General features: G+C 46.8%; 21 protein-coding genes. 5 read left to right on the forward strand and 16 right to left on the reverse strand.

Translation table 11 applies throughout. The features are described from left to right. Nucleotides 1-32 precede the first annotated feature (32 nt). The 7 genes from AC6RGY_RS06165 to rpsO all read right to left on the reverse strand — a co-directional run bounded on the left by AC6RGY_RS06165 (nt 33) and on the right by rpsO (nt 5,993). Nucleotides 33-278 carry a YlmC/YmxH family sporulation protein gene (locus AC6RGY_RS06165; RefSeq protein WP_499860637.1) on the reverse strand — a complete coding sequence of 82 codons (246 nt, stop codon included), beginning with the start codon at nt 276-278 and terminating at the stop codon, nt 33-35. Between the two features lie 108 nt (nt 279-386). After that, a complete protein-coding gene (locus tag AC6RGY_RS06170; RefSeq protein ID WP_499860640.1) occupies nt 387-563 on the reverse strand; it encodes a Spo0E family sporulation regulatory protein-aspartic acid phosphatase in 177 nt (58 codons plus the stop codon). 17 nt (nt 564-580) lie between these two features. Continuing rightward, nucleotides 581-1,024 carry a dUTP diphosphatase gene (gene dut, locus AC6RGY_RS06175; RefSeq protein WP_499860644.1) on the reverse strand — a complete coding sequence of 148 codons (444 nt, stop codon included), beginning with the start codon at nt 1,022-1,024 and terminating at the stop codon, nt 581-583. Then, the gene (locus AC6RGY_RS06180; RefSeq protein ID WP_499860647.1) at nt 1,017-2,273 is read right to left on the reverse strand and encodes a M16 family metallopeptidase; all 1,257 of its coding nucleotides are present in this window, start codon (nt 2,271-2,273) and stop codon (nt 1,017-1,019) included. Before AC6RGY_RS06180 ends, dut begins: the two co-directional genes overlap by 8 nt. Nucleotides 2,274-2,360: 87 nt before the next feature. Then, nucleotides 2,361-3,320 carry a polysaccharide deacetylase family protein gene (locus AC6RGY_RS06185; RefSeq protein WP_499860649.1) on the reverse strand — a complete coding sequence of 320 codons (960 nt, stop codon included), beginning with the start codon at nt 3,318-3,320 and terminating at the stop codon, nt 2,361-2,363. 175 nt (nt 3,321-3,495) lie between these two features. Beyond that, on the reverse strand, nt 3,496-5,601 hold the full coding sequence (gene pnp / locus AC6RGY_RS06190; RefSeq protein WP_499860653.1) for a polyribonucleotide nucleotidyltransferase: 2,106 nt from the start codon (nt 5,599-5,601) through the stop codon (nt 3,496-3,498). A 122-nt stretch (nt 5,602-5,723) separates the two neighbouring features. After that, complete coding sequence (rpsO, locus tag AC6RGY_RS06195) at nt 5,724-5,993, reverse strand: 30S ribosomal protein S15 (protein WP_499860656.1); 270 nt, start codon at nt 5,991-5,993, stop codon at nt 5,724-5,726. Nucleotides 5,994-6,234: 241 nt separating this feature from the next. Here rpsO and AC6RGY_RS06200 point away from each other — a divergent pair, with 241 nt between their 5' ends. Continuing rightward, nucleotides 6,235-6,690 carry a nucleoside deaminase gene (locus AC6RGY_RS06200; RefSeq protein WP_499860659.1) on the forward strand — a complete coding sequence of 152 codons (456 nt, stop codon included), beginning with the start codon at nt 6,235-6,237 and terminating at the stop codon, nt 6,688-6,690. Nucleotides 6,691-6,720: 30 nt separating this feature from the next. On the opposite strand, the gene AC6RGY_RS06205 is transcribed toward AC6RGY_RS06200, so the two are convergent. Beyond that, on the reverse strand, nt 6,721-8,016 hold the full coding sequence (locus AC6RGY_RS06205; RefSeq protein ID WP_499860662.1) for an MDR family MFS transporter: 1,296 nt from the start codon (nt 8,014-8,016) through the stop codon (nt 6,721-6,723). 479 nt (nt 8,017-8,495) lie between these two features. Between AC6RGY_RS06205 and AC6RGY_RS06210 the strand changes: the two genes are divergently transcribed. From AC6RGY_RS06210 to AC6RGY_RS06225, 4 genes are all read left to right on the forward strand, one after another. Continuing rightward, nucleotides 8,496-9,212, forward strand: coding sequence for an aspartate/glutamate racemase family protein (locus AC6RGY_RS06210; RefSeq protein WP_499860664.1), 717 nt, complete (start codon nt 8,496-8,498; stop codon nt 9,210-9,212). 97 nt (nt 9,213-9,309) lie between these two features. Further along, nucleotides 9,310-9,759: a PH domain-containing protein gene (locus tag AC6RGY_RS06215; protein ID WP_499860666.1), complete on the forward strand. Its 450-nt coding sequence runs from the start codon at nt 9,310-9,312 to the stop codon at nt 9,757-9,759. Nucleotides 9,760-9,945: 186 nt separating this feature from the next. Further along, nucleotides 9,946-10,137, forward strand: a complete 192-nt coding sequence (locus tag AC6RGY_RS06220; RefSeq protein ID WP_499860669.1) for a hypothetical protein — start codon at nt 9,946-9,948, stop codon at nt 10,135-10,137. Between the two features lie 167 nt (nt 10,138-10,304). Further along, on the forward strand, nt 10,305-10,751 hold the full coding sequence (locus AC6RGY_RS06225; RefSeq protein WP_499861473.1) for a GNAT family N-acetyltransferase: 447 nt from the start codon (nt 10,305-10,307) through the stop codon (nt 10,749-10,751). 206 nt (nt 10,752-10,957) lie between these two features. Here the strand turns inward: AC6RGY_RS06225 and AC6RGY_RS06230 are convergent, their stop codons facing one another. The 8 genes from AC6RGY_RS06230 to infB all read right to left on the reverse strand — a co-directional run bounded on the left by AC6RGY_RS06230 (nt 10,958) and on the right by infB (nt 21,429). Next, a complete protein-coding gene (locus tag AC6RGY_RS06230; RefSeq protein WP_499860671.1) occupies nt 10,958-13,045 on the reverse strand; it encodes an SBBP repeat-containing protein in 2,088 nt (695 codons plus the stop codon). Nucleotides 13,046-13,407: 362 nt separating this feature from the next. Further along, nucleotides 13,408-15,495: an SBBP repeat-containing protein gene (locus tag AC6RGY_RS06235; protein WP_499860673.1), complete on the reverse strand. Its 2,088-nt coding sequence runs from the start codon at nt 15,493-15,495 to the stop codon at nt 13,408-13,410. A gap of 233 nt (nt 15,496-15,728) precedes the next feature. Next, the gene (locus AC6RGY_RS06240; RefSeq protein ID WP_499860675.1) at nt 15,729-16,739 is read right to left on the reverse strand and encodes a bifunctional riboflavin kinase/FAD synthetase; all 1,011 of its coding nucleotides are present in this window, start codon (nt 16,737-16,739) and stop codon (nt 15,729-15,731) included. Beyond that, nucleotides 16,675-17,580: a tRNA pseudouridine(55) synthase TruB gene (gene truB / locus AC6RGY_RS06245; protein ID WP_499860677.1), complete on the reverse strand. Its 906-nt coding sequence runs from the start codon at nt 17,578-17,580 to the stop codon at nt 16,675-16,677. The genes AC6RGY_RS06240 and truB overlap by 65 nt, the downstream gene beginning before the upstream one ends. After that, complete coding sequence (locus AC6RGY_RS06250; RefSeq protein ID WP_499860679.1) at nt 17,577-18,572, reverse strand: DHH family phosphoesterase; 996 nt, start codon at nt 18,570-18,572, stop codon at nt 17,577-17,579. Before AC6RGY_RS06250 ends, truB begins: the two co-directional genes overlap by 4 nt. Beyond that, the gene (rbfA, locus tag AC6RGY_RS06255) at nt 18,547-18,912 is read right to left on the reverse strand and encodes a 30S ribosome-binding factor RbfA (RefSeq protein ID WP_499860681.1); all 366 of its coding nucleotides are present in this window, start codon (nt 18,910-18,912) and stop codon (nt 18,547-18,549) included. The genes AC6RGY_RS06250 and rbfA overlap by 26 nt, the downstream gene beginning before the upstream one ends. A gap of 25 nt (nt 18,913-18,937) precedes the next feature. Then, entirely contained in the window at nt 18,938-19,213 is a 276-nt protein-coding gene (locus tag AC6RGY_RS06260) for a DUF503 domain-containing protein (protein WP_499861474.1), read from the reverse strand. Nucleotides 19,214-19,215: 2 nt separating this feature from the next. Beyond that, nucleotides 19,216-21,429: a translation initiation factor IF-2 gene (infB, locus tag AC6RGY_RS06265; RefSeq protein ID WP_499860683.1), complete on the reverse strand. Its 2,214-nt coding sequence runs from the start codon at nt 21,427-21,429 to the stop codon at nt 19,216-19,218. Between the last annotated feature and the right edge of the window lie 3 nt (nt 21,430-21,432).

Genomic DNA, 21,432 nt, shown 5'->3' on the forward strand with positions numbered 1-21,432 from the left:
GGGCCTCGCAATCGGTGACGATGCACTTTTGTCTAGCGGCGATAGCGTGGTGGGGACTCAATAATGAGCATTTCCGGACCAATCTTTTTGATCATGTTCCACGAAATTTCGAACTCTCCTTGTTTTTTACCTAACCAAGAAGTACCAATAGGCATAACAAACGATTGGATCCCTCCATCCTCACGATTGACCTTCATATCCGATTTCCCCATCACGCCCAAACGTTCTCCACTCGCTAGATCGATCACTTCTTTCTCAGATAGTTCACTCCAGCGCATTCTCATTCTCCTTCCTATTCTCAAACTATTATAGGTTATCGCCCAAACAGCACAAATATGTGAAAAAACCTCCCCTATGTTACCCGATACCATAGGGGAGGTTTTTTATCACTGCTTCGCTCGTTGTTCTTTTTGGTATTCTAAAATCAGTCGATCGAGCCGTCTACTGATAGGAAGGACACCAGCATGATTCAGACGCGCAGGTTGACCGGCAACGGCTTGATACAGCCGCTTCCGGAGCTCTTCCATCTCTTCTTCCAACCTCTGTATCCGAACGGTATTCAATTGGCTCCCAACTCCTCTTATTTTCCTGTGTGACCAAACCCACCAGATCCACGATCTGTCTCATCCAACTGTTGTACAGGAGTCAGGCGTATGGCCGGTATTTCTTGAAAAACAAGTTGAGCAATGCGATCCCCACGTTCCACAGCAAAAGGCTCTGAACCGAGGTTTAATAGATTCACTTTAATTTCCCCACGATAATCTGCATCAATGGTACCTGGGGCGTTGACCATCGATATTCCATGTTTTAATGCTAACCCACTCCGTGGGCGAATCTGGGCTTCCAAACCTGCCGGCATCCCCAGGGCAATGCCCGTAGGAATCAGCATCCACTTTCCTGGTTGAACCCAGCAAGTTTCTGTGACTGCTGCCCGGAGATCGTATCCACTTGCCCCTTGCGACATTTTTTCGGGAAGAGGCAAGTCCTCATTCCCTGCTACTCGTTGAATATGAACATCAAACAAAAAGATCCCTCCTGTATGAAGACGGAACCTTACCATCTGGGGATACGATCGCCATGGAAACCGGCTGTGAGAAGAGTGCTTCAGCCATGTGATGAATATCTTCTCTTGTAACAGCATCTACTTTCGCGATGATGTCATCAATAGACACTTGTTTTCCTAAAAGCAATTCGTTCTTGCCTAGACGGTGCATACGATTCCCTGAGCTTTCCAATCCCAATATCATACTGCCTTTTAACTGTTCCCTCGCCTTCTCTAACTCAGACGTGGAAACACCATGTTGGCAGATATCATCAAGCATATTCCATACGACATCCAGTACTTCATCTTCCTGCCCCGGACTTGTGCCAGCATAAATAGTAAATAAGCCACCATCTCGATAAGCAGAATGGTGAGAGAAAACAGAGTAAGCCAACCCCCGTTCTTCACGTATTTCTTGAAAAAGGCGTGAGCTCATATTGCCACCCAATAAATTACTCAAAAGAACGGACGAGTAGATACGCGCGTCTTGAATAGATATTCCCGGAATCCCCAGTGCCAGGTGCGCTTGTTCAGTCTCCTTTTTACGGACCAACGCTTTGGCTTCATACGCTGGAGGGTTTTCTTCCGCCAATGCAGATGAAGAAAAAGGATAAGAAGAAAATTGCTTTTCGAGAATTTCTAAGTAATTTTCTGGCAGGTGACCCGCCAACGCAATCACCAAATTGTCCGGACCATAGTTTTGGTGCCGATACTCCAGCAACTGCTCCCGTGTGAACTGTCTGATCGTCTCTTCTGTCCCTAAAATCGGCAATCCGAGAGGGTGATTAGCCAGCATCGCTTCTGATAGAAGATCATGAACCAGATCATCTGGTGTATCTTCCACCATATATACTTCTTCTAGTACTACTTTTTTCTCTTTTTCAATTTCCTCTTCCGCAAAGAGTGAATGAAACGCCATATCAGACAAGATGGACGCGGCCGTATCAAAATGTTGATCTAAGACTTTAGCATAATAACACGTTATTTCTTTGGAAGTGAACGCATTGACCATCCCACCAATTTCATCAAAAGCTTCGGCTAATTGACGAGCGGTTCGCTCTTTGGTTCCTTTAAACATCATATGTTCAATGAAATGTGAAATTCCATTTTGACTCTCTATCTCGTGACGAGAGCCAATACCGAACCACAATCCAAGCGAAACAGAGCGCACATGAGGCAAATGTTCAGCAACCACGCGCACTCCACTCGTCAACCGATGTTTCTCGATCACGACAATCCTCCTCAATCACCCAAAAAAACAAAAATCCCCCCGAAGGAAGTTAATCTCACTATATCAAAATGGGTGACAAGGCACAACCTATTTTACACGTTCGGAAGAGAGCACCTGGCTAACCGTCCCCAGTGTTAAGCCTTTCTCTTCTTCTACCAATGCGATCAAATCTGGCAGGGCTACGGCGGTTCGATCTGTCGGATGCATCAAGACGAGACTCCCTTTGTCCACAGACTGTAATCTTTTCCTCATCATGGTCGGGGTCGTACTCTTTCTCCAATCAATGGTATCGACTGTCCATAGCACGGTATACATTCCCGCTTCCTTGGCCAGATCGACGACCTGCTGATTATAGTCTCCAGAAGGAGGAGCGAACCATTTAGACGAACGATGAAGAGAAGACTGAATCAAGCTTTCAGTTTTTTGAATTTCTTTGTTCACTTGCGCTTGAGATAAACGGCTCATAAGCGGATGGGAATAGCCATGATTGCCGATTTCATGCCCCTGTTCCACGATTGTCTTCGCCATATCGGGATGTTTTTGTAACCAAGAGCCATCAAGGAAAAAGGTTGCCTTTACCTCGTGTTCGCGCAAGGTCGTTAACATTTGAGGTATATGCTCCGTTCCCCATGCAACATTGATCATAAATGCTACCATGGGCTTCTCTTCATTGCCACGGTATATGGGATGTGCGCCCAAATCAGCAAGTGAGACCTTCGGCTGGATCTCCTCAAACCTCCAGGCAATGCTACTATTGTCCCTCTTTTGCTTCGTTGCTTGTATAGTTTGCTCCACATCTACGCGGAGTCCATTGTATCCGGGAATCAGTCGCCACACATCATCCAGTCGAGCATCGACTGCGGGTACATTCTTTGTCTTGGCTTTGTTCTCAATCCGGTCTTGGAGAGGATCGATGAAGGTTCCCAGGGTTGTTTCTGTTTCCTGTACGGAAGCCACATAAGCAGTCATCGGAGCGGATTGAACCAGCCAACCAACGAGCAAAATGGTACACACCAACACCCAACGGCGAGCGACTGGACGTTGCACGTTGCTTATTCCCTCCTTGATGCCAAGTCTACTTAAACGTTGCTCACGCCTTTCATAAAAGCAATCGGTTACAGCTAGAAAGCCAGGGATGATACTAATCTATGCGAGGATAAACAAGCCTATGCAAAGATGAAAAAAGAGACAGATCGCTCTGACTCTTTTTGTTTCAACTTCCTTATTTCGTTGTCGATTCCTCTTGGGACTTGAGAACAGCTTTGCGCGATAAATTGATGCGTCCTTGTCCATCAATTTCCGTCACCTTCACCGTGATCTGGTCCCCTACATCAACAATATCGCTCACTTTGTTGACACGGTCCATCGCTAGCTGAGAAATATGTACAAGCCCTTCTTTACCTGGGATCACTTCTACGAAGGCTCCATATTTCTCTACCCGTTTCACTGTACCGAGGTAGATATCTCCCACAACCACTTCGCGTACTAGTCCTTCAATAATGGATTTTGCCTGATCGTTCTTCTCTGGATCGCTCGAAGCAATAAAGATCTTACCATCCTGCTCAATGTCGATCTTCACGCCTGTTTCATCAATAATCTTATTGATGACGCGTCCGCTCGGTCCAATAACGTCACGAATCTTATCAGGATCGATACGCAGGGTCAAGATCTTAGGAGCATATTGAGAGAGCTGATCACGAGGGGTTTCTAGTGCATCTGACATATTCTCAAGCAGTGTCAGACGAGCTTTTCGTGCTTGCTCCAGCGCCTCTTCCAAGATAGGACGGTCAATTCCACTAATCTTAATATCCATTTGGAGTGCGGTTACTCCGGCCGCGGTACCGGCTACCTTGAAGTCCATATCACCCAAGTGGTCTTCCATTCCTTGAATATCCGTTAAGACTTGTACCTTGTCTCCCTCTTTGACTAAGCCCATGGCGATCCCTGCTACGGGTGCTTTAATCGGCACACCCGCATCCATCAAAGCAAGAGTGGATGCACAAATGCTGGCTTGTGAGGAAGATCCATTGGATTCAAGTACTTCTGAGACCAAGCGAACCGTATAAGGGAAGACTTCTTCTGACGGAATCACCGGTTCAAGCGCTCGTTCACCCAAGGCACCATGTCCTACTTCGCGCCGTCCAGGTCCCCGTACCGGCCGTGCTTCACCCACACTGTATGGAGGGAAATTATAGTGATGCATAAACCGTTTGGACTCTTCCAAATCGAGGCCATCCAAAATTTGTACATCGCCTAGTGCTCCCAACGTACAAACGCTCAAGACCTGGGTTTGTCCTCTTTTGAACAAGCCAGAACCGTGGGTACGAGGAAGGATCGTTACTTCGCTCGACAGTGGACGAATTTCCACAGGGGTACGCCCATCCGGACGCTTTCCTTCATCAAGAATTAGGCGCCTCACTTCTTCTTTCACGATTTTATCCAGGATCTCCCGCATTTCAGATTCATACTCTTCTGCTTCGTATGATTCTGACAGGTTGGCTACCATCTCGTCCGCAATCGTGTCAATTGCGGCCTGACGTTCCTGCTTATCAAATGTTTGAGTCGCCTGGGATAAGCGTTCCGTCGCCAGCGCGCGTACTTTTTCTTCCAATTCCTGATCAAGACCATGCAACTGGGGTTCGATCTTCTCTTGACCCATCTCTTCCGCCATACGCTCAATCAAAGAGATAACCTCTTTGACCACATCATGACCAACCAGGATCGCTTCCAGCATGGTCTCTTCTGATACCTCGTTCGCTCCTGCTTCCACCATATTGATCGCATCTTTGGTGCCTGCAACAACGAGGTCGACATCCGACTTTTCTTGTTGTTCCACATTGGGATTGATCATCCACTCTCCATCCACTCGTCCTACCGTCACACCCGCAATGGGTCCGTCAAACGGAACGTCAGAAATCGATAGAGCTGCGGAAGCGCCAATCATAGCCGCCATCTCCGTGGAACAGTCCTGATCAACCGACATGACAGTCGTCATGACTTGTACTTCATTGCGAAAGCCTTCTGGAAAGAGCGGGCGAATCGGACGATCAATCAACCGACTTGCTAACACCGCTTTATCGCTTGGCTTTCCTTCTCTTTTAATAAAGCCTCCTGGGATTTTCCCAACTGCGTAGAGGCGTTCTTCATAGTTTACCGTCAATGGAAAGAAGGGAAGGTTTTTCGGCTCTTTGGATGCCGTTACCGTTGCCAAGACAACCGAGTCACCATAACGCACCATGACAGCGCCGTTGGCCTGATTGGCATATTTCCCAACTTCTAAAGTTAGTTTTCTTCCTGCAAGTGTCATTTCATAAACGACAGGTTCCATAGGTTCTTCATTTCCTCCTCTCAAAACTGTCCAGTTTCACACTTCTTCATATCCTTGTTATTTCCTTCTTCTCACCATTTTAAAGGGAGATTGAAAAAAGCGGGGGTACACCCCGCTTTTTACTACCGACGTAGACCTAATTTGGAAATCAACGTACGGTAACGTGTAATGTCCTTCTTCTTCAGATAGTTCAACAGATTCCGCCGTTGTCCTACCATTTTTAGCAACCCACGACGGGAATGATGATCTTTTTTATGCTCGCGCAAGTGGTCGTTAAGTTCCGTAATGCGATGAGTCAAAATCGCAATCTGCACTTCCGGCGAACCCGTATCATTCTCATGTGTTTTGAATTCTTCCATGATTTCCCGCTTCTTTTCTAGGGACAAGGTCATCCCTTACACCTCCTAATAATTGAAAAACCCCCCATAGCCCAGTCAATCGCCGAGGTCAATCGATTCTCCGCGCTAGGGTTGGTTTCCTTCTACTATGCAGTGGAATAAATCCAATGCACTAGTGTATAGTATATCTCGCTTCTCATCCTCATTGCAAGGCAAGAGAAAAATAATTTTGCTAAAATGTACCCATGAACGTTCACCCTTCTTTCAAACTGTCCATTATAGGAGGATCTTATCCATGACAAACGACAACATTCATATGAAAACCGCTCTTCGGCTCGCCCAGCAAGCAAGAGAAAACGGAAATGAACCCTTCGGAGCGGTATTGGTACAAGACAATGAAGTCATCATGACGAGTAAAAATCAAATTCATACAAACCACGACCCTACGCAACATGCAGAGTTAAGCCTAATCCAGACTTATTTTCGCCAACACGCGCCCCCACACTTACAAAACTTCACCCTCTATACCAGCTGTGAACCCTGCGCCATGTGTGCAGGCGCGATGGTATGGGCTCAACTGGGCAAGCTTGTGTATAGCCTCTCACACGATCAACTCGCGGCCATTGCGGGTGACAACATGATGATCCCCTGTCATGAAGTGTTTGCGCGTAGTCCCTATCAGCCCCACCTCGTTGGCAATGTGCTGAATAAAGAAGGAATCGAGGTGTTCACAGGATACCAATTTAGGTAGTGGGTTACCCTCTCTACCTTCCCTTCACTCTTAAACCGTGCTCTTCCCATCTGCCATCCTCACTTGGGCTGCCTCTTTTTGTCCCAATAGCTGGAACATCCAAACATAGACAAACATCCCGATCAAGGACAGCGCTCCCAGTACAACAAAGCTAATGGCATCGCCCACCCACGCAGATAACGGAATGACGAAGGGTGCGATCGTACGTCCAATCGTAAAACGAAGGCTACCCGCAGCAAAGTATTGACCACGCATATGTTCTGGAGCCAATTTGGAGACAAACCCATCTTGCATACCTGCCACCATCACTTCACCCGCTGTGAATACCAACATCCCGATAAGTAGCACCCATGCATTCATGGATACCGCAAAAAAGAGCATGGAATAGCTGTAAAGGAGTGCAGAAATCACAAACACATTTCGCTCTTGAAAGCGACTCATCCATCGTGTTACCACCACAGTAAACAACGCGATGAGTAGTCCATTTTCCGCTAATAGCAAGCTAAAAATCTGTTCTGCCCCCAGGGTGAGGGACCATTCTCCCAGTGAAAAGAGCGTTTGTATACCTGCACTATTACTCACTGCAATCGCCACCAACAAATCTAGTTGCATCATCACTTGTATGACCAACACCCCTGCAACAATAAACAAGAGAAACACGCGATCCTGAAAAATAACACGATAATCTATTAACTGCGTCCACAAGGCTTGGTACCAACGACTCGACTGGCGATCGGGTTCTTGTGGTTGATCAGGAACAGTCTCTTCGATGAGAAAATGGATTAATAAGGTTAAGAATATGCTAGCTACGATTGCCGATAGCAAAAGCTCAAAACGATAGTGAAAGAAGAAGAAACTACCCAGAAGGGGTCCTGCTACTACAGACAGGTTAATCGCTGTGTAGAACACAGCAAAGACCGAATTTCGGTCCTTCTCTTGCACCACATCTGCTACCATAGCATGACTCGCGGGCCAATAGAGCGAAAAAGCAACCCCCAATAAAGTAAAGGCGATAAAGGAAAGAACAGGCGAATCCAACCAGGGCGAATTTGCATAAGCAAACAGGAAGAAGCCCACGGTTTCGATCACAGAACCGATCACCATCATTTTCTTTCGACCAAAGCGATCCGCGCAATATCCCCCTATCAAATTGACGAAGACACCGACGACTTGTGCCAGTACAAGTAAAACCCCCGCCATCACTTTGCCAAACTCCTCAGCAAAATAGATCGCCATAAAGGGGAAGAACATCCAAAATAATAGGTTAATCAAAGCTTCTCCATATAGACGAACTTTTAAATTTCGATCCCAATCTCGTAAACGCATCGTACACCCTCGCTCTCTCACTCATCCCATCATTTTCATACAAAAAACGCATGCAGGTTTCCCCACACGCGTTGATAAACACGTTTGATCCATAAAGGCACCGTTCCCGGTGCTTAAGGAAAGAAAAAAGGGAAGCCTTACGTTTGGATTAAAAGAAGGTGAATGCCCAAAATTGGACAGACGACTCCCGCAAACAAACTATGCAATAGCGCATTGTTGATTACGGACCTTCATTCCAAAACGCATGGCTCCCCTCACACTTCCTTCCGACTCATATGATAAATCGATTATATGTTTTTCCCATAGAAAAAGCAAGCATTTCTATTGATTGCAAATCATATTATCGGTCGGTCCAGCCTGAGCGATCATATGATAAAATAGAGTGAACTGTATGAGTTTAGTATAAAGTAACCTTGCCTCTTCTCTATTTCTCTACTTACTCTCCATTACCAACCTTTAATCAGAAAGGGAGCATATACATGAAAACTATCGGAATCTTGGGGGGCATGAGCTGGGAATCAACAGCTGTCTATTATCAATTAATCAATCAGGGAGTACGAGATCGCTTAGGAGGACTCCATTCCGCCAGTATTTTGTTAAATTCGTGTAATTTCGCAGAGATGGAACAGCTTCAAAGAGAGGCAGCTTGGGATGAAGCAGGCGAAAAATTGGCGCAATCCGCCACACTCCTACAACAAGCCGGTGCGGATGGCATCCTCCTTGCAACCAATACCATGCACAAAGTGGCTACGTACATCGAGCAAGCAGTAACAGTCCCTTTTCTCCACATTAGCGATATCACAGGAGCCGCACTAGAAAAGCAACGGATTCAAAAGGCGATTTTTCTAGGAACCAAGTTTACAATGGAACAAGACTTTTATACTAAACGTATCAACGATCGCTTTGGAATTCCATTATACACGCCTGATGCAGAGGAACAAGAAGTAATTCATCAGATTATATATGAAGAGCTATGTCGAGGGATCGTCACAGAGAATGCTCGGGAACGTTTCCTCAAGATCATCGGAGGCTTATCACATAAAGCAAGTGGCTTGGTCCTTGGTTGTACCGAGATCGGCATGCTTTTTCCAGAAAAAGAGGTTTTAGGACTGCCCACGCTAGACACCACCAAAATCCATGCAGAGGCCGCCGTCTCATGGGCTCTCTCTCCTTATGAAGCCTATTGGGAAGAGTAGTTAGGCTATTCAACGGTGACGATGGAGCATCCAGCAGGATTTCCGTATCAACGTTCGTGTAGAAGAGTTCTATCAAGAGAGGAGATATGCTTTAGACATGAAACAGCGCTATTACTCTCGTAAAGACCGTATCTTTGGTATCTTTTTTGGAGCCATCTTGATCCTTCCCCCTCTAGCACTCCTCTTTGACTTTCTCATTGGAGAAAGTAGCCCTCCCATAGGAGCCGTCGTTACCATCAGTCTCGTTGAACTATTTACCATCTGGCTACTCCTTGGTACGTACTACGAAATAAGAGAAAATACCCTTGTTATTCGTGGCGGACCTTTCCATTGGCGCATTCCATATGATTCAATTGATGAGATAAGACAATGCAAAAGCATTCTCTCTAGCCCTTCTTTCGCCTATGAAAAGCTAGAAATCACGTATACTACCGCCAAACTGAGGGGAATAATCATGATTTCTCCTAAGAATGAGCAGGAATTTCTCGCTATCCTCAAAGAGAAAAACCCTCACATAAGAATCGAGGGTGTATCGGAGTTCAAATAGAGAAGGTTGGGGTCTGGACGAAAATCAACATCACCACTAGCTAAGAAAGAGAAACTGCCTTTAAGAACGCTCCTCCTCTTATGGATGGAAGAGGTCGAAAGAACTTGATGCTCCCATGCTGAGGACCTTTTATCCAGGAGTATGGGCGCAAACTACCAGTAACTTTAGCAAAAGAGGTTCTCTATCATGAGACAGAAAATAAATTTCGCGATCGTGTTTCTTTTCTTATTCTATGTTCTATTTCAACTGACAAAACTACTGATTAATCATAGCAATTGGTCAATCGCTACTAGCCATTTCGTTTTCTTTTCCGTCGTTTTCATCATCATCATATTATCCATCATTCTAGCAGACGTCATTACTAAAGATAATGAGTAGATCTAAGGAGAACGTTCTCCCTTCTACGTGGCGATTTCTTTTCCCCCTAATTGTGGTTATCTGGTGATAAAGGTACAATACAGTGTACTCTACTTTCACTATCTCTCAACTCGAGCCTATCTAAATAAAAAGAACCATCAATTAGACAAAAGGCGGAACCATACATGATGAACACAGAAGTAACCATCGTTGAAGTAAACGCGGAAAATTGGTATGAATGTTGCCAATTACATGTATCCGAAACACAGAAAGCGTATATGGAATCAAACGCCATTTCCATTCTTCAATCCAAATTTGAGTCCACACTTAAGCCTTACGCCATCCGCTATCAAGATCAAACCGTGGGGTTTCTCATGTTTAACACCGTACGAGAAGAACTAGATGGCTACTGGATCTACCGCATCATGGTCGATCAACGCTTTCAAGGCAAAGGCATCGGCAAACAAGCAGCTCACTTGATGATAGAAGAGATTGCTAAGCTCCCTGATGCTCGCAAAATCGTTGTGGGATACCATCCCGATAATATGGAAGCACACCGCTTATACGCTAGCTTGGGCTTTATCGATCATGGAGATCGCTTTGGTAAAGAAATGGCGGTTGTGCTTCCTTTGTAGACCATCCCTCTCATTCCTCTCATAAAAAATCCGCCATCGTTCTCTCCTATACAAGAGTCGATGACGGATCAATTATTTCTCAAGTAACCATGCTCGCGCTGTTCCTTCATCGGAGCGGATCTGCTCAATTAGCTGCTCCACGGAGGAAGCGATCCTCTTCGCGAAGGAGATGAAATTACTTTTACTTATAAGGAGCATGGACTAATCTATAGACCCGCTTCTCCTCCCCCACCTGCGCCACGCGGACCTCGTGGTCCTCTCGGTCCACGTCTTCCTCGTGGTCCGCGTGGACCTTGCGCTCCGGTCGCACCTGCTGGACCGGTTGCCCCTGTTGGCCCTGTCGCTCCGATCGAGGTGAGCGTTCCTACCTTTGTAACAAAGGCATCACTACCCCCTCCAGAGATGGATTGAAAGGCCACAAAGGTAACAGGGAAATTGGTAGATCTCGTCGACCCGGTAAAGTAAGCACTTTCCTGGTTATCCACCACCACACCGTTTCCTACCTCGGTGCCTCTTCCCCCTAAATACGATGAGAAGGAGATGCCTTGACCGGAAAAACTCATCTGTGTCACAAAAGCATCGGATGACCCAGCTAAGCTGTCTTGAAAAGCATCGGAAGTAAGAGGAAAATTCGTCGAAGTGGTATCTCCCGTCACCCAGGCTCCGCCAAAAGAATCGACGGCGATACCCGCTATGGGTCCACTCGATGAACCATTTTCAGAACCACTTCCACCCAGATAAGTGGAATAGATCAGCGCACTTCCCACCGGATTCACCTTCGTGACAAAGGCATCAAGAGGACCGGATAGGTTCGTTTGAAAAGCATTGTTGGTTGTGGGAAAGTTGGTCGAAGAAGTATTCCCCGTCACATAAGCATTCCCCGCCCCATCCAGATCAATGGCAAAACCTCTATCATTCGCCAAACCACCTAAATAGGTGGAATACACGAGCGCTGACCCTGCCGTATTTAATTGAGAGATAAACGCGTCCACGCCACCACCAATGGTTATTTGAAAAGCACCGGTGGTTACAGGAAAATTAACTGATGAGGTTCGCCCCGTAACAAACGCCTGGCTATTCTCATTGAGAACAATCCCTTCTCCAAAATCTGCTCCCCCTCCTCCGAGGTAGGTGGAGTACACAAGAGCTGTGCCTGCTGCGTTTAGTTTTGTTATAAAGGCATCAACTCCTCCTCCTATTATCGTCTGGAAGGCACCGGTGGTTATCGGGAAATTCGTAGAGTCTGTTTCACCTGTGATGTAAGCGTTATTCGCTCCGTCCACAGTGATCCCTCTACCCACATCAACATTATTTCCCCCAAGATAGGTGGAGTACACAAGAGAAGTCCCTATTTCATTTAATTTGGATACAAATACATCACTTGTACCTGCAAATACCGTCTGAAACGCACTTGAAGTAACAGGATAGTCATTCGAATCGGTAATCCCTGTCACATACGCGTTATTTAAACCGTCCACCGCGATGCTTATTCCCGTATCATCAGAGCCTCCCCCAATATAGGTAGAGTAAAGGAGAGAAGTACCCGCTTTATTAAATTTACTGACAAAGACATCGAAACTTCCCGCATTTATGGTCTGAAACGCACCCGATGTAACCGGGAAATCAGTAGAAGACGTCCCTCCCGTTACATAAAAATTCCGCGCAGAATCCACGGCAAGGCTATAACCAAAATCACTCCCTGTACCACCTAAGTACGTAGAGTAGAAGACAATCGGATCAATCACAAGAACCTTTGCGGGATCATACGTTTCTTTCTCGATTTCAAATCCGATGCTCTCATCGGGAGAGCATCGAAAACGGGTGGGCACGAAGCGCTCTCCCTGCTCTGTTAATTGAAAGCTAATGGGCTTCCCTTCACGTAGAATACCGTGTGGTGTATGAACCAATAAGTCCCCCCGCTCATTGAGGGTCACGTTGTCTCCGCCATCGTACCGCAAACAAATATCCGCGATACAAGCACCCGGCTGCACCACCACATCATATTTAATCTGCTCTTGATCCCCCGAGAAGATCAGGTCGATCCCCCTCCATACTTCCTTATAGATCACTTTCCCTTCAATGGGATCTAGCGCGATAGACACATGTGGTTGAGTGCCCAGAAGAAGCAATGCCAACTCAGTATCCTTTTCTCTAGTGGGAAACTGAAACACCACGCGATCACGGAAGAAAAAGAATTGACAACCTTCTCCGTCTGCTCGATACAGGCACTCTGTCCGCTCATCAGATACTACATTGGTCGTGAAGTCAAGCGAACGCAGGACTCTTTGGTTCACTTTCATTACTCCTTTCGGATGGTTAGTTCTTTGTTAGATATATGCCTCCATCTAAAAAGGGTGCAACTCAAACATACTACTACTTCTTCGCTCAACAAGGAAGCTCGTTTCGTGACTCCCTAAAAACAAAATCCAGTCGCCATCGTGCGTCACTCTCCTCTCCTCCAGCGATTAACCATAAAAAATCCGCCATCGTTCTCTCCTATACAAGAGTCGATGACGGATTCATTAATTCTCATGTAACCAGGCTCGCGCTGTTCCTTCATCGGAGCGGATCTGCTCAATCAGTTTCTCCACGGAGGAAGCGTTTCTCTTCGCGAACAAAATGAAATTACTTTTACTTATATGAAACATGGGCTGCCCTATAGACCTGATTCTCCTCCCCCACCTGCGCCACGCGGACCTCTTGGCCCTCTCGGTCCACGTCTTCCTCGTGGACCGCGTAGACCTTGCGCTCCGGTTGCACCTGCTGGACCGGTTGGCCCCGTAGGACCCGTCAATCCCTCAGAAGTAAGTGTTCCTACTTTCATTACGAAAGCATCATTAATCCCTCCAAAGATGGATTGGAAGGCTGCAAAGGTAACAGGGAAATTAACAGAGGTCGTCGATCCGGTAAAGTAAGCACTCTCCTGATCATCCACCACCACATCGTTTCCTTGCTCCACGTCTCTCCCACCTAAATACGATGAAAAGGAGATGCCTTGACCGGAAAAGCTCATCTGTGCCACAAAAGCATCGGATGAACCTGCTAAGCTGTCTTGAAAAGCATCGGAAGTAAGAGGAAAATTCGTCGAGAGAGTATTTCCCGTCACCCATGCACCGCCAAAAGTATCAACAGCGATACCCGCTATGGGTCCACTCGATGATGTATTTTCATCACTACTTCCACCAAGATAAGTGGAATAGATCAACGCACTTCCCACCGGATTCACCTTCGTGACAAAGGCATCACTTAGACCGGATAGGCTGGTTTGAAAAGCATTGTTTGTTGTAGGAAAGTTGGTCGAAGAAGTATTCCCTGTCACATAAGCATTCCCCGCTCCATCCAGATCAATGGCAAAACCTCTATCACCCGCAAAACCGCCTAAATAGGTAGAATACACAAGTGCTGTCCCTGTCGTATTTAATTGGGTGATGAACGCATCCACGGCCCCACCAAATGTTATTTGAAAAGCACCAGTGGTTACAGGAAAATCACCTGATGAGGTTAACCCCGTAACAAATGCCTGATTATTCTCATCGAGAACAATCCCTTCTCCAATGTCTGTTGCCCCTCCCCCGAGATAGGTGGAGTACACAAGAGCTGTGCCTGTTGCGTTTAGTTTTGTTATAAATGCATCAACTCCTCCTCCTATTATCGTCTGGAAAGCACCCGTAGTTATGGGGAAATTCATAGATCCTGTGTCACCTGTAATGTAAGCGTTGTTCGTTCCGTCCACAGCGATCCCTCTACCCCTATCTATACTATTTCCTCCAAGATAGGTGGAGTACACAAGAGAAGTTCCTGTTTCATTTAATTTGCTTACAAAGACCTCACTTGCGCCTGCAAATACCGTCTGAAAAGCACCAGAAGTAACAGGAAAGTCATTCGAATTGGTAACCCCTGTCACATAAGCGTTATTCAAACCGTCCACCGCGATGCTGCTGCCCGATTCAGAAGAGCCTCCCCCAATATAGGTAGAGTAAAGGAGAGAAGTACCTGCCTCATTAAATTTACTGACAATGACATCGAAAATACCCGCTTTCATGGTCTGAAACGCACCCGATGTAACGGGGAAATCAGTAGAAAACGTCCCTCCCGTTACATAAGCATTCCGCGCAGAATCCACGGCAAGGCTATTACCAAAATCATTCCTCGTACCACCTAGGTACGTAGAATAGAAGACAACGGGATCAATCACCAGAACCTTTGCGGGATCATATGTTTCTTTCTCGATTTCAAATCCGATGCTTTCATCGGGAGAGCATCGAAAATGGGTGGGCACGAAGCGTTTTCCCTGCTCTGTTAATTGAAAGCTGATGGGTTTTCTTTCACGTAGCATACCGTGTGATGTATGAACCAATAAGTCCCCCCGCTCATTGAGGGTCACGTTGTCTCCGCCATCGTACCGTAAGCGAATATCCTCTATACAAGCACCCGGCTGAACCACCACATCATATTTGATCTGCTCTTGATCCCCCGAGAAGATCAGGTCGATCCCCCTCCATACTTCCTTATAGATCACTTTCTGTTCAATGGGATCTAGTGCGATAGACGCGTGTGATTGGATACCCAGAAAAAACAATGTCAAGCTGGTATCCTTTTCTCTAGTGGGAAACTGAAACACCACTCGATCACGGAAGAACAAGAATTGGCACCGTTCTCCGTCTGCCCGATACAAGCACTCTGTCCGCTCATCGGATACTGCATTGGTCGTGAAGTCAAGCGAACGCAGGACTCTTTGATTCACTTTCATTACTCCTTTCGGATGGTTAATTCTTTAGTAGATATATGTCTCCATCCGAAAAGGGTGCAGCTGAACATATACAACTACTCCCTCGCTCAACAAAGAAGTTCGTTCCATGGCACCTTAACTTAAAAACAAAAGCCAGTCGCCATCGTGCATCGCTTTCCTCTCCTAGCGGATTACCCATAAAAAATCCGCCATCGTTCTCTCATATAGAAGAGTCGATGACGGATCAATTATTTCTCATGTAACCATGCTCGCGCTGTTGCTTCATCGGAGCGGATCTGCTCAGTAAGTTCCTCCACTGACGGGAAGCGTTTCTCTTCGCGAAGGAAATGGAGAAACTGGACTTCCAACGTATCACCATACAGGTCTCCCTGAAAATCCAGCAGATGAACTTCCAGTGTCTTGCGCGGGGTTGGATCATCAAAGGTCGGACGCTCACCAATATTCATGATCCCCTCGTAAAACTTGCCACGCCACTTAACCCGAACCACATAGACACCCGTTCTGGGCACCCAATAAGAGTCGGTCAATGAAAGGTTGGCAGTAGGAAAGCCGATGGTGCGCCCGCGTTGATCTCCTGTAATCACTTCACCTGTAAGAGAATAGGAACGTCCCAAGATGGCTGCCGCTACAGACATCTCCCCCTCCATCAGTGCTTGACGCAGACGCGTACTACTAATGGTGATATTCCCCTCTTCAATCGGCTCCATCACTCGAGTCGAAAAGTGACCCTCCCCCAGATGAATGAGATCTCCTGCTTTCCCCGCCGCATGACGGCCAAAGGTGAAGTTAAAGCCAACAGATACGCCTCTTACTTGTAGAGGAAGCAAAATATCTTCAACAAACTTCTCATGCGGTAGATTAGCAAAGGAAAGGTCAAAAGACATCACATAAACTCGATCCACGCCCAGTGCTTCCAACTGCTTTACTTTTTCAGGAAGTGGAGTCAGTCTCCCTTGATGCTTTTCCCTTCCCAGTACCTCACGCGGATGGGGATCAAATGTCATGACTGCCGACTGCACGCCAAGCTCATGCGCCAATTGTTGCCCCTCACGGATGACCGCTTGATGCCCCTTGTGAACACCATCAAAAAAGCCGATAGCCATCGCAACCGGCGGCACAGATTCAAATAATGTTAAGGGATATGAAAGTCGAATCATTTCCATCGGTTTCACCTTACCCATCCCGAAAAACTTTTTCTGGTTTTGCAGATTGTTCATCCACTGATCGATAAATTCCACAAAACTGCCCATCCTCACTATATACGCGCCACAATGGCGAGTCTAGCGCTGTAGAAAGAGGCGGAAAAGAGAGACTGAGTCCATTAAGCACATCGCTTACTTGTTCCGCTTCCACCACGAGCGAAGGAAAATGACCCAATAATGCATCGGGAGCAAGTAACACTTCGTCCCACTCATCCTTACTCGCAGCTTCCCCTAATTGGTCTAGCGAAATTCCATCTTCCATCCGCAACGGACCACTCTCCACACGCTCCAAGTGAGCCATATGCGCCGGATAACCCAGATAAGCTCCCATATCCACACACAACGTTCGTACATAAGTTCCGCGTGAGCACAGGACATCAAAATCGATGATCCATTTTCTCTCGCTTTGCGCAAAGTGGAGACAGTGGAATTCATAGATCGTTGCCTGACGCGCTCTTCGTTCTACTTCTTTCCCTGCTCGTGCCAATTCATAAAGACGTTTCCCATTTACCTTAACAGCTGAGTACATGGGTGGGATCTGCTCGATCTCACCGGTGAAATGGCGAAAAGCATCTAAGAGTTGCTCTTCGGTAAGCGCTGGGACCGCTTGCTCTTCGATGACATTTCCCGAAGCATCTTGTGTATCTGTAGCGATTCCAAGTATCATCCTACCTCGATAGCGCTTGGGTAATTCCTGTACATATTCTACAATGCGAGTAGCTTGTCCTAAGCAAATAGGCAGAACCCCCACTACATCAGGATCAAGCGTCCCCGTATGCCCTACTCGTTTTTGTCCAGCGAGCCGTCTGACGACAGCAACCACATCATGAGAGGTCATCCCTTGAGGTTTTATCACTGGAATTACACCATGTTTCATACAATCTCCTCATCTGACAGAGCACGTTCAACAAGCAAAAGGACTCGTTCGATCACGTCCTCTTTCGTTCCTTTGACGGTACAGCCGGCCGCTCGGGCATGGCCTCCCCCTGTAAAAGAGCTTGCTACTTGACTCACATCAACAATTTCACGTGAACGAAGACTCACTTTCCACACATGATTATCGACCTCACGAAAGAGAATGCCCACTTCAACACCCTCAACATTGCGTGCATAATTGACGATGCCCTCTACCTCATTCATACGCCCCTCTGCTAAGTCTTCCTCTGTTAATAGCATCCAAGCTATCTGTTCATCAGAGGAAAAACAAAGCGTTGACAGCGCTCTTTGGAGCAACTCCAGATGGGAGCGGGAAACCGTCTCAACTGCCTCCTCCGCCACTTGATGAGCGGGTACTCCGTGGGCAAGTAAATGAGAAGCGATGCTCATCACCTGTTGATTGGTATTGGAGTAGCGAAAACCACCTGTATCTGTAAATAGGCCCGTATACACCGCAGTAGCCAACGCTTTTGTCCAAGCTATCGGTAGATGTTCCACCCACTGATACAAAATTTCGGCTGTGGCCGCAGCGTCCGCAAGAATCCAATTAACCACACCATATCCATCATTGGTTCCATGGTGGTCAATATTAAGGACCTTAGCAGTTGTAGCGAGTGTGGTACCAAGCGCACCGATACGGTGAATGTCTGCTGCATCCACCGTAATCGCATGCGAAAAAGAGTCCACATCCACGTCCTCTGGATATTTTATTTTCTCTATTCCTTCCAGAAAATGAAACCGGCGTGGAATGGGAGATTCATTCACCATAACTGCTTGCTTTCCCATGAGATTTAGGATTTCACCCACCGCTAGCGTAGAGCCAATCGCATCTCCATCCGGGTCCACATGCCCAATTACCAGGAAGCGTTCTGCTTCTTCTAAGAAAGCACTCGCTACAGTTGCCTCTTTACTCATCTTTGTCACGGGGATCATTATGATTAACTTCCGATAGAAGTTTTTCAATATGCTGTCCGTATTCGACCGACTCATCAAACTTAAAGATCAGTTCCGGAGTGTGCTTAATGTGAATACGACGCCCAATCTCACTGCGTAAAAAGCCTGTTGCCCGTGACAAGCCCGCTAAGGTCGCTTCCTTCTGCTCATCAGAACCAAGTACACTAATAAATACTTTGGCTTGTTGCAAATCTCCACTCATCTCAACGTCTGTCACTGTGACAAACCCGATTCGTGGGTCTTTCAATTCTTGTTGCAGTAATTGGCTCAGCTCTTTCTTAACTTGTTCGCCGACACGGCTCACACGGATGCGCGCCATCGGCGACACCTCCTTTGCACGGACGTCACAGGATGGTGACGACCGTATCCAAAATTTCTAGCCCCTCTTTCTCTTCGAGTAAGTACAGGGCTTGTTGTAACTCATGTTCCACAATTTTCTTGTTGCTCGCCACACCAGCGAGTGCCAACATCGCCAATTGTCGATGGTCCTGATAATCCACCTCTGCCACCGACAAGTTGAAGCGATGTCCAATTCGTGCGAGTCCGCTTTTAATCACACTTCGCTTCTGTTTTAACGAAGTGGATGCCGGGACCCGGCACTTTATCTCTGCCGTTGCCACGATCAATCGCGAGCCACCTCTTCAATAACGAAGACTTCGATTAAGTCGCCTTCTTTTACATCATTAAAATCTTTCAAGGTGATTCCGCATTCGTATCCTTGTTGCACTTCTTTCGCATCATCTTTAAAGCGCTTTAAGCCTTCGATTTCAACTTCTTGTAAGATCACGACGCCATCACGAATCAAGCGGGCTTTCCCATTTCGTACGACTTTTCCTTCGGTCACATAGGAACCAGCAATCGTACCGAGACGCGATACTTTGAAGGTTTGACGTACTTCTGCGGTACCGACGACACGCTCTTCATGAATCGGATCGAGAAGACCTTTCATCGCTGACTCAATCTCTTCCATCACATTATAAATCACGTTGTGCAAACGAACGTCTACCTGTTCTTGTTCGGCCATCGAACGTGCATTAGGTTCTGGACGAACGTTGAAACCAACGATAATCGCATTGGAAGCGGAGGCCAGAATGATATCGGATTCCGTAATCGCCCCAACACCCATATGAATGATCGTCACGCGTGCACCATCCACATCAATCTTCTCCAACGAACCTCGCAGGGCTTCTGCGGACCCATGTACGTCTGCTTTAATAATGATGTTGAGGTCTTTGATTTCACCTTCGCGGAGTTGTTGATACAAGTCATCCAGCGTAACACGACTGCTCGCACCCAAATCTTTTTGGCGTTGCTTCAAGTTCCGTTTTTCTGCTACGACGCGTCCTTTTTTCTCATCTTCAAATACCATGAACGGATCGCCTGCACTTGGAACATCGGGCAAACCAAGGATTTCAACTGGCATGGAAGGTGCAGCTTTTTCGACACGCTGTCCACGGTCGTTCAGCATGGCCCGGACTTTCCCGAAGTAGTTCCCTGCTACCACGCCATCGCCTACTTGCAACGTCCCGTTTTGTACAAGCACGGTTGCCACAGCGCCCCGACCTTTGTCCAGCTCTGCTTCAATAACGATTCCGCGCGCACGCTTATTCGGATTCGCTTTAAGCTCTTGTACTTCGGAAACCAATAACACCATTTCCAAGATATCATCGATACCTTCGCCTTTAATTGCAGAGACAGGTACGTAAACCGTATCGCCGCCCCAATCTTCCGGTACCAATTCATGCTCGGTCAGCTGTTGTTTTACTTTCTCCGGATTGGCCCCTTCTTTATCCATCTTATTAAGAGCGACAATGATTGGAACTCCGGCTGCCTTAGCATGGTTAATCGCTTCAATGGTTTGAGGCATCACACCATCATCTGCGGCCACCACAAGTATAGTCACATCGGTAATGCTTGCCCCACGTGCCCGCATCGTTGTAAATGCGGCGTGACCAGGGGTGTCGAGGAAGGTAATCTTCTTCCCATTGGCTTCCACCTGATAAGCACCGATGTGCTGGGTGATCCCACCCGCTTCGCCTGCAGTCACTTTACTCTTACGGATGGTGTCAAGCAAGGTAGTCTTCCCGTGGTCGACGTGCCCCATGATGGTAACGACTGGTGGACGAATCGAAAGATCTTCATCACGATCTTCCTCTTCAATCTCTTCAATCGCTGACTCATCTACTTCTTCTTTGTAGTTGGCTTTCACACCAAATTCACTTGCAACCAAAGTAACCGTGTCCACATCGATCTCTTGGTTAATCGTTGCCATAATGCCAAGAGGGATCAATTTTTTAATTACCGCAGAGGCTTCTTTGCGTAGTGCTTTCGCTAAGTCCCCAACGGTCATTGGACCGGTGATTTCGATTTCGGTTGGTAATACTGGAGGTTGCTTTGGAGCTTGTGAACGCCCTCTGCGCTTATTGTTACGGTAGTTTCCACGTCCGCGTGCATTCTGAGGACGTGCTCCTCCTTTTTGTCCTCCACGGCTTTGTTGTTGCTGTCCACCTTTGCCCTTACCACCTCGAGCGTTAGGGGATTTGCCTGTGGAACCAGAGGTCTTCTTTTTCGGTGCTGTTGATGCTGCTTGTGTTTTGCTTTTTTCCGACGGTTGTCTCGTATTTTTTTCTTTCATATTGGTTTGTTTCTCCACTGTCGATTTTGCCGCCCCTTTTTTTACATCTTTAAAGAATTTTTCTACGCTGTTGATCATATTGTCGTCCATCACACTCATATGATTGCGAACGGGAATCTCTAATCGCTTTAAGATCGCTAAGATTTCCTTACTACTCATATCCATTTTCTTCGCATATTCATAGACGCGTAATTTTGCCATTCG

Source organism: Mechercharimyces mesophilus (assembly GCF_059818345.1).

What these genes read in the sequence shown, in the direction of transcription:
- AC6RGY_RS06215 (WP_499860666.1), top strand. Translation starts at nt 9,310, where the DNA reads ATGAAACAGCGCTATTACTCTCGTAAAGACCGTATCTTTGGTATCTTT.
- AC6RGY_RS06210 (WP_499860664.1), top strand. Translation starts at nt 8,496, where the DNA reads ATGAAAACTATCGGAATCTTGGGGGGCATGAGCTGGGAATCAACAGCT.
- rpsO (WP_499860656.1), bottom strand. Translation starts at nt 5,993, where the DNA reads ATGACCTTGTCCCTAGAAAAGAAGCGGGAAATCATGGAAGAATTCAAA.
- AC6RGY_RS06225 (WP_499861473.1), top strand. Translation starts at nt 10,305, where the DNA reads ATGAACACAGAAGTAACCATCGTTGAAGTAAACGCGGAAAATTGGTAT.
- truB (WP_499860677.1), bottom strand. Translation starts at nt 17,580, where the DNA reads ATGAAACATGGTGTAATTCCAGTGATAAAACCTCAAGGGATGACCTCT.
- pnp (WP_499860653.1), bottom strand. Translation starts at nt 5,601, where the DNA reads ATGGAACCTGTCGTTTATGAAATGACACTTGCAGGAAGAAAACTAACT.
- AC6RGY_RS06220 (WP_499860669.1), top strand. Translation starts at nt 9,946, where the DNA reads ATGAGACAGAAAATAAATTTCGCGATCGTGTTTCTTTTCTTATTCTAT.
- AC6RGY_RS06165 (WP_499860637.1), bottom strand. Translation starts at nt 278, where the DNA reads ATGCGCTGGAGTGAACTATCTGAGAAAGAAGTGATCGATCTAGCGAGT.
- AC6RGY_RS06200 (WP_499860659.1), top strand. Translation starts at nt 6,235, where the DNA reads ATGACAAACGACAACATTCATATGAAAACCGCTCTTCGGCTCGCCCAG.
- AC6RGY_RS06250 (WP_499860679.1), bottom strand. Translation starts at nt 18,572, where the DNA reads ATGATCCCCGTGACAAAGATGAGTAAAGAGGCAACTGTAGCGAGTGCT.
- infB (WP_499860683.1), bottom strand. Translation starts at nt 21,429, where the DNA reads ATGGCAAAATTACGCGTCTATGAATATGCGAAGAAAATGGATATGAGT.
- AC6RGY_RS06205 (WP_499860662.1), bottom strand. Translation starts at nt 8,016, where the DNA reads ATGCGTTTACGAGATTGGGATCGAAATTTAAAAGTTCGTCTATATGGA.
- rbfA (WP_499860681.1), bottom strand. Translation starts at nt 18,912, where the DNA reads ATGGCGCGCATCCGTGTGAGCCGTGTCGGCGAACAAGTTAAGAAAGAG.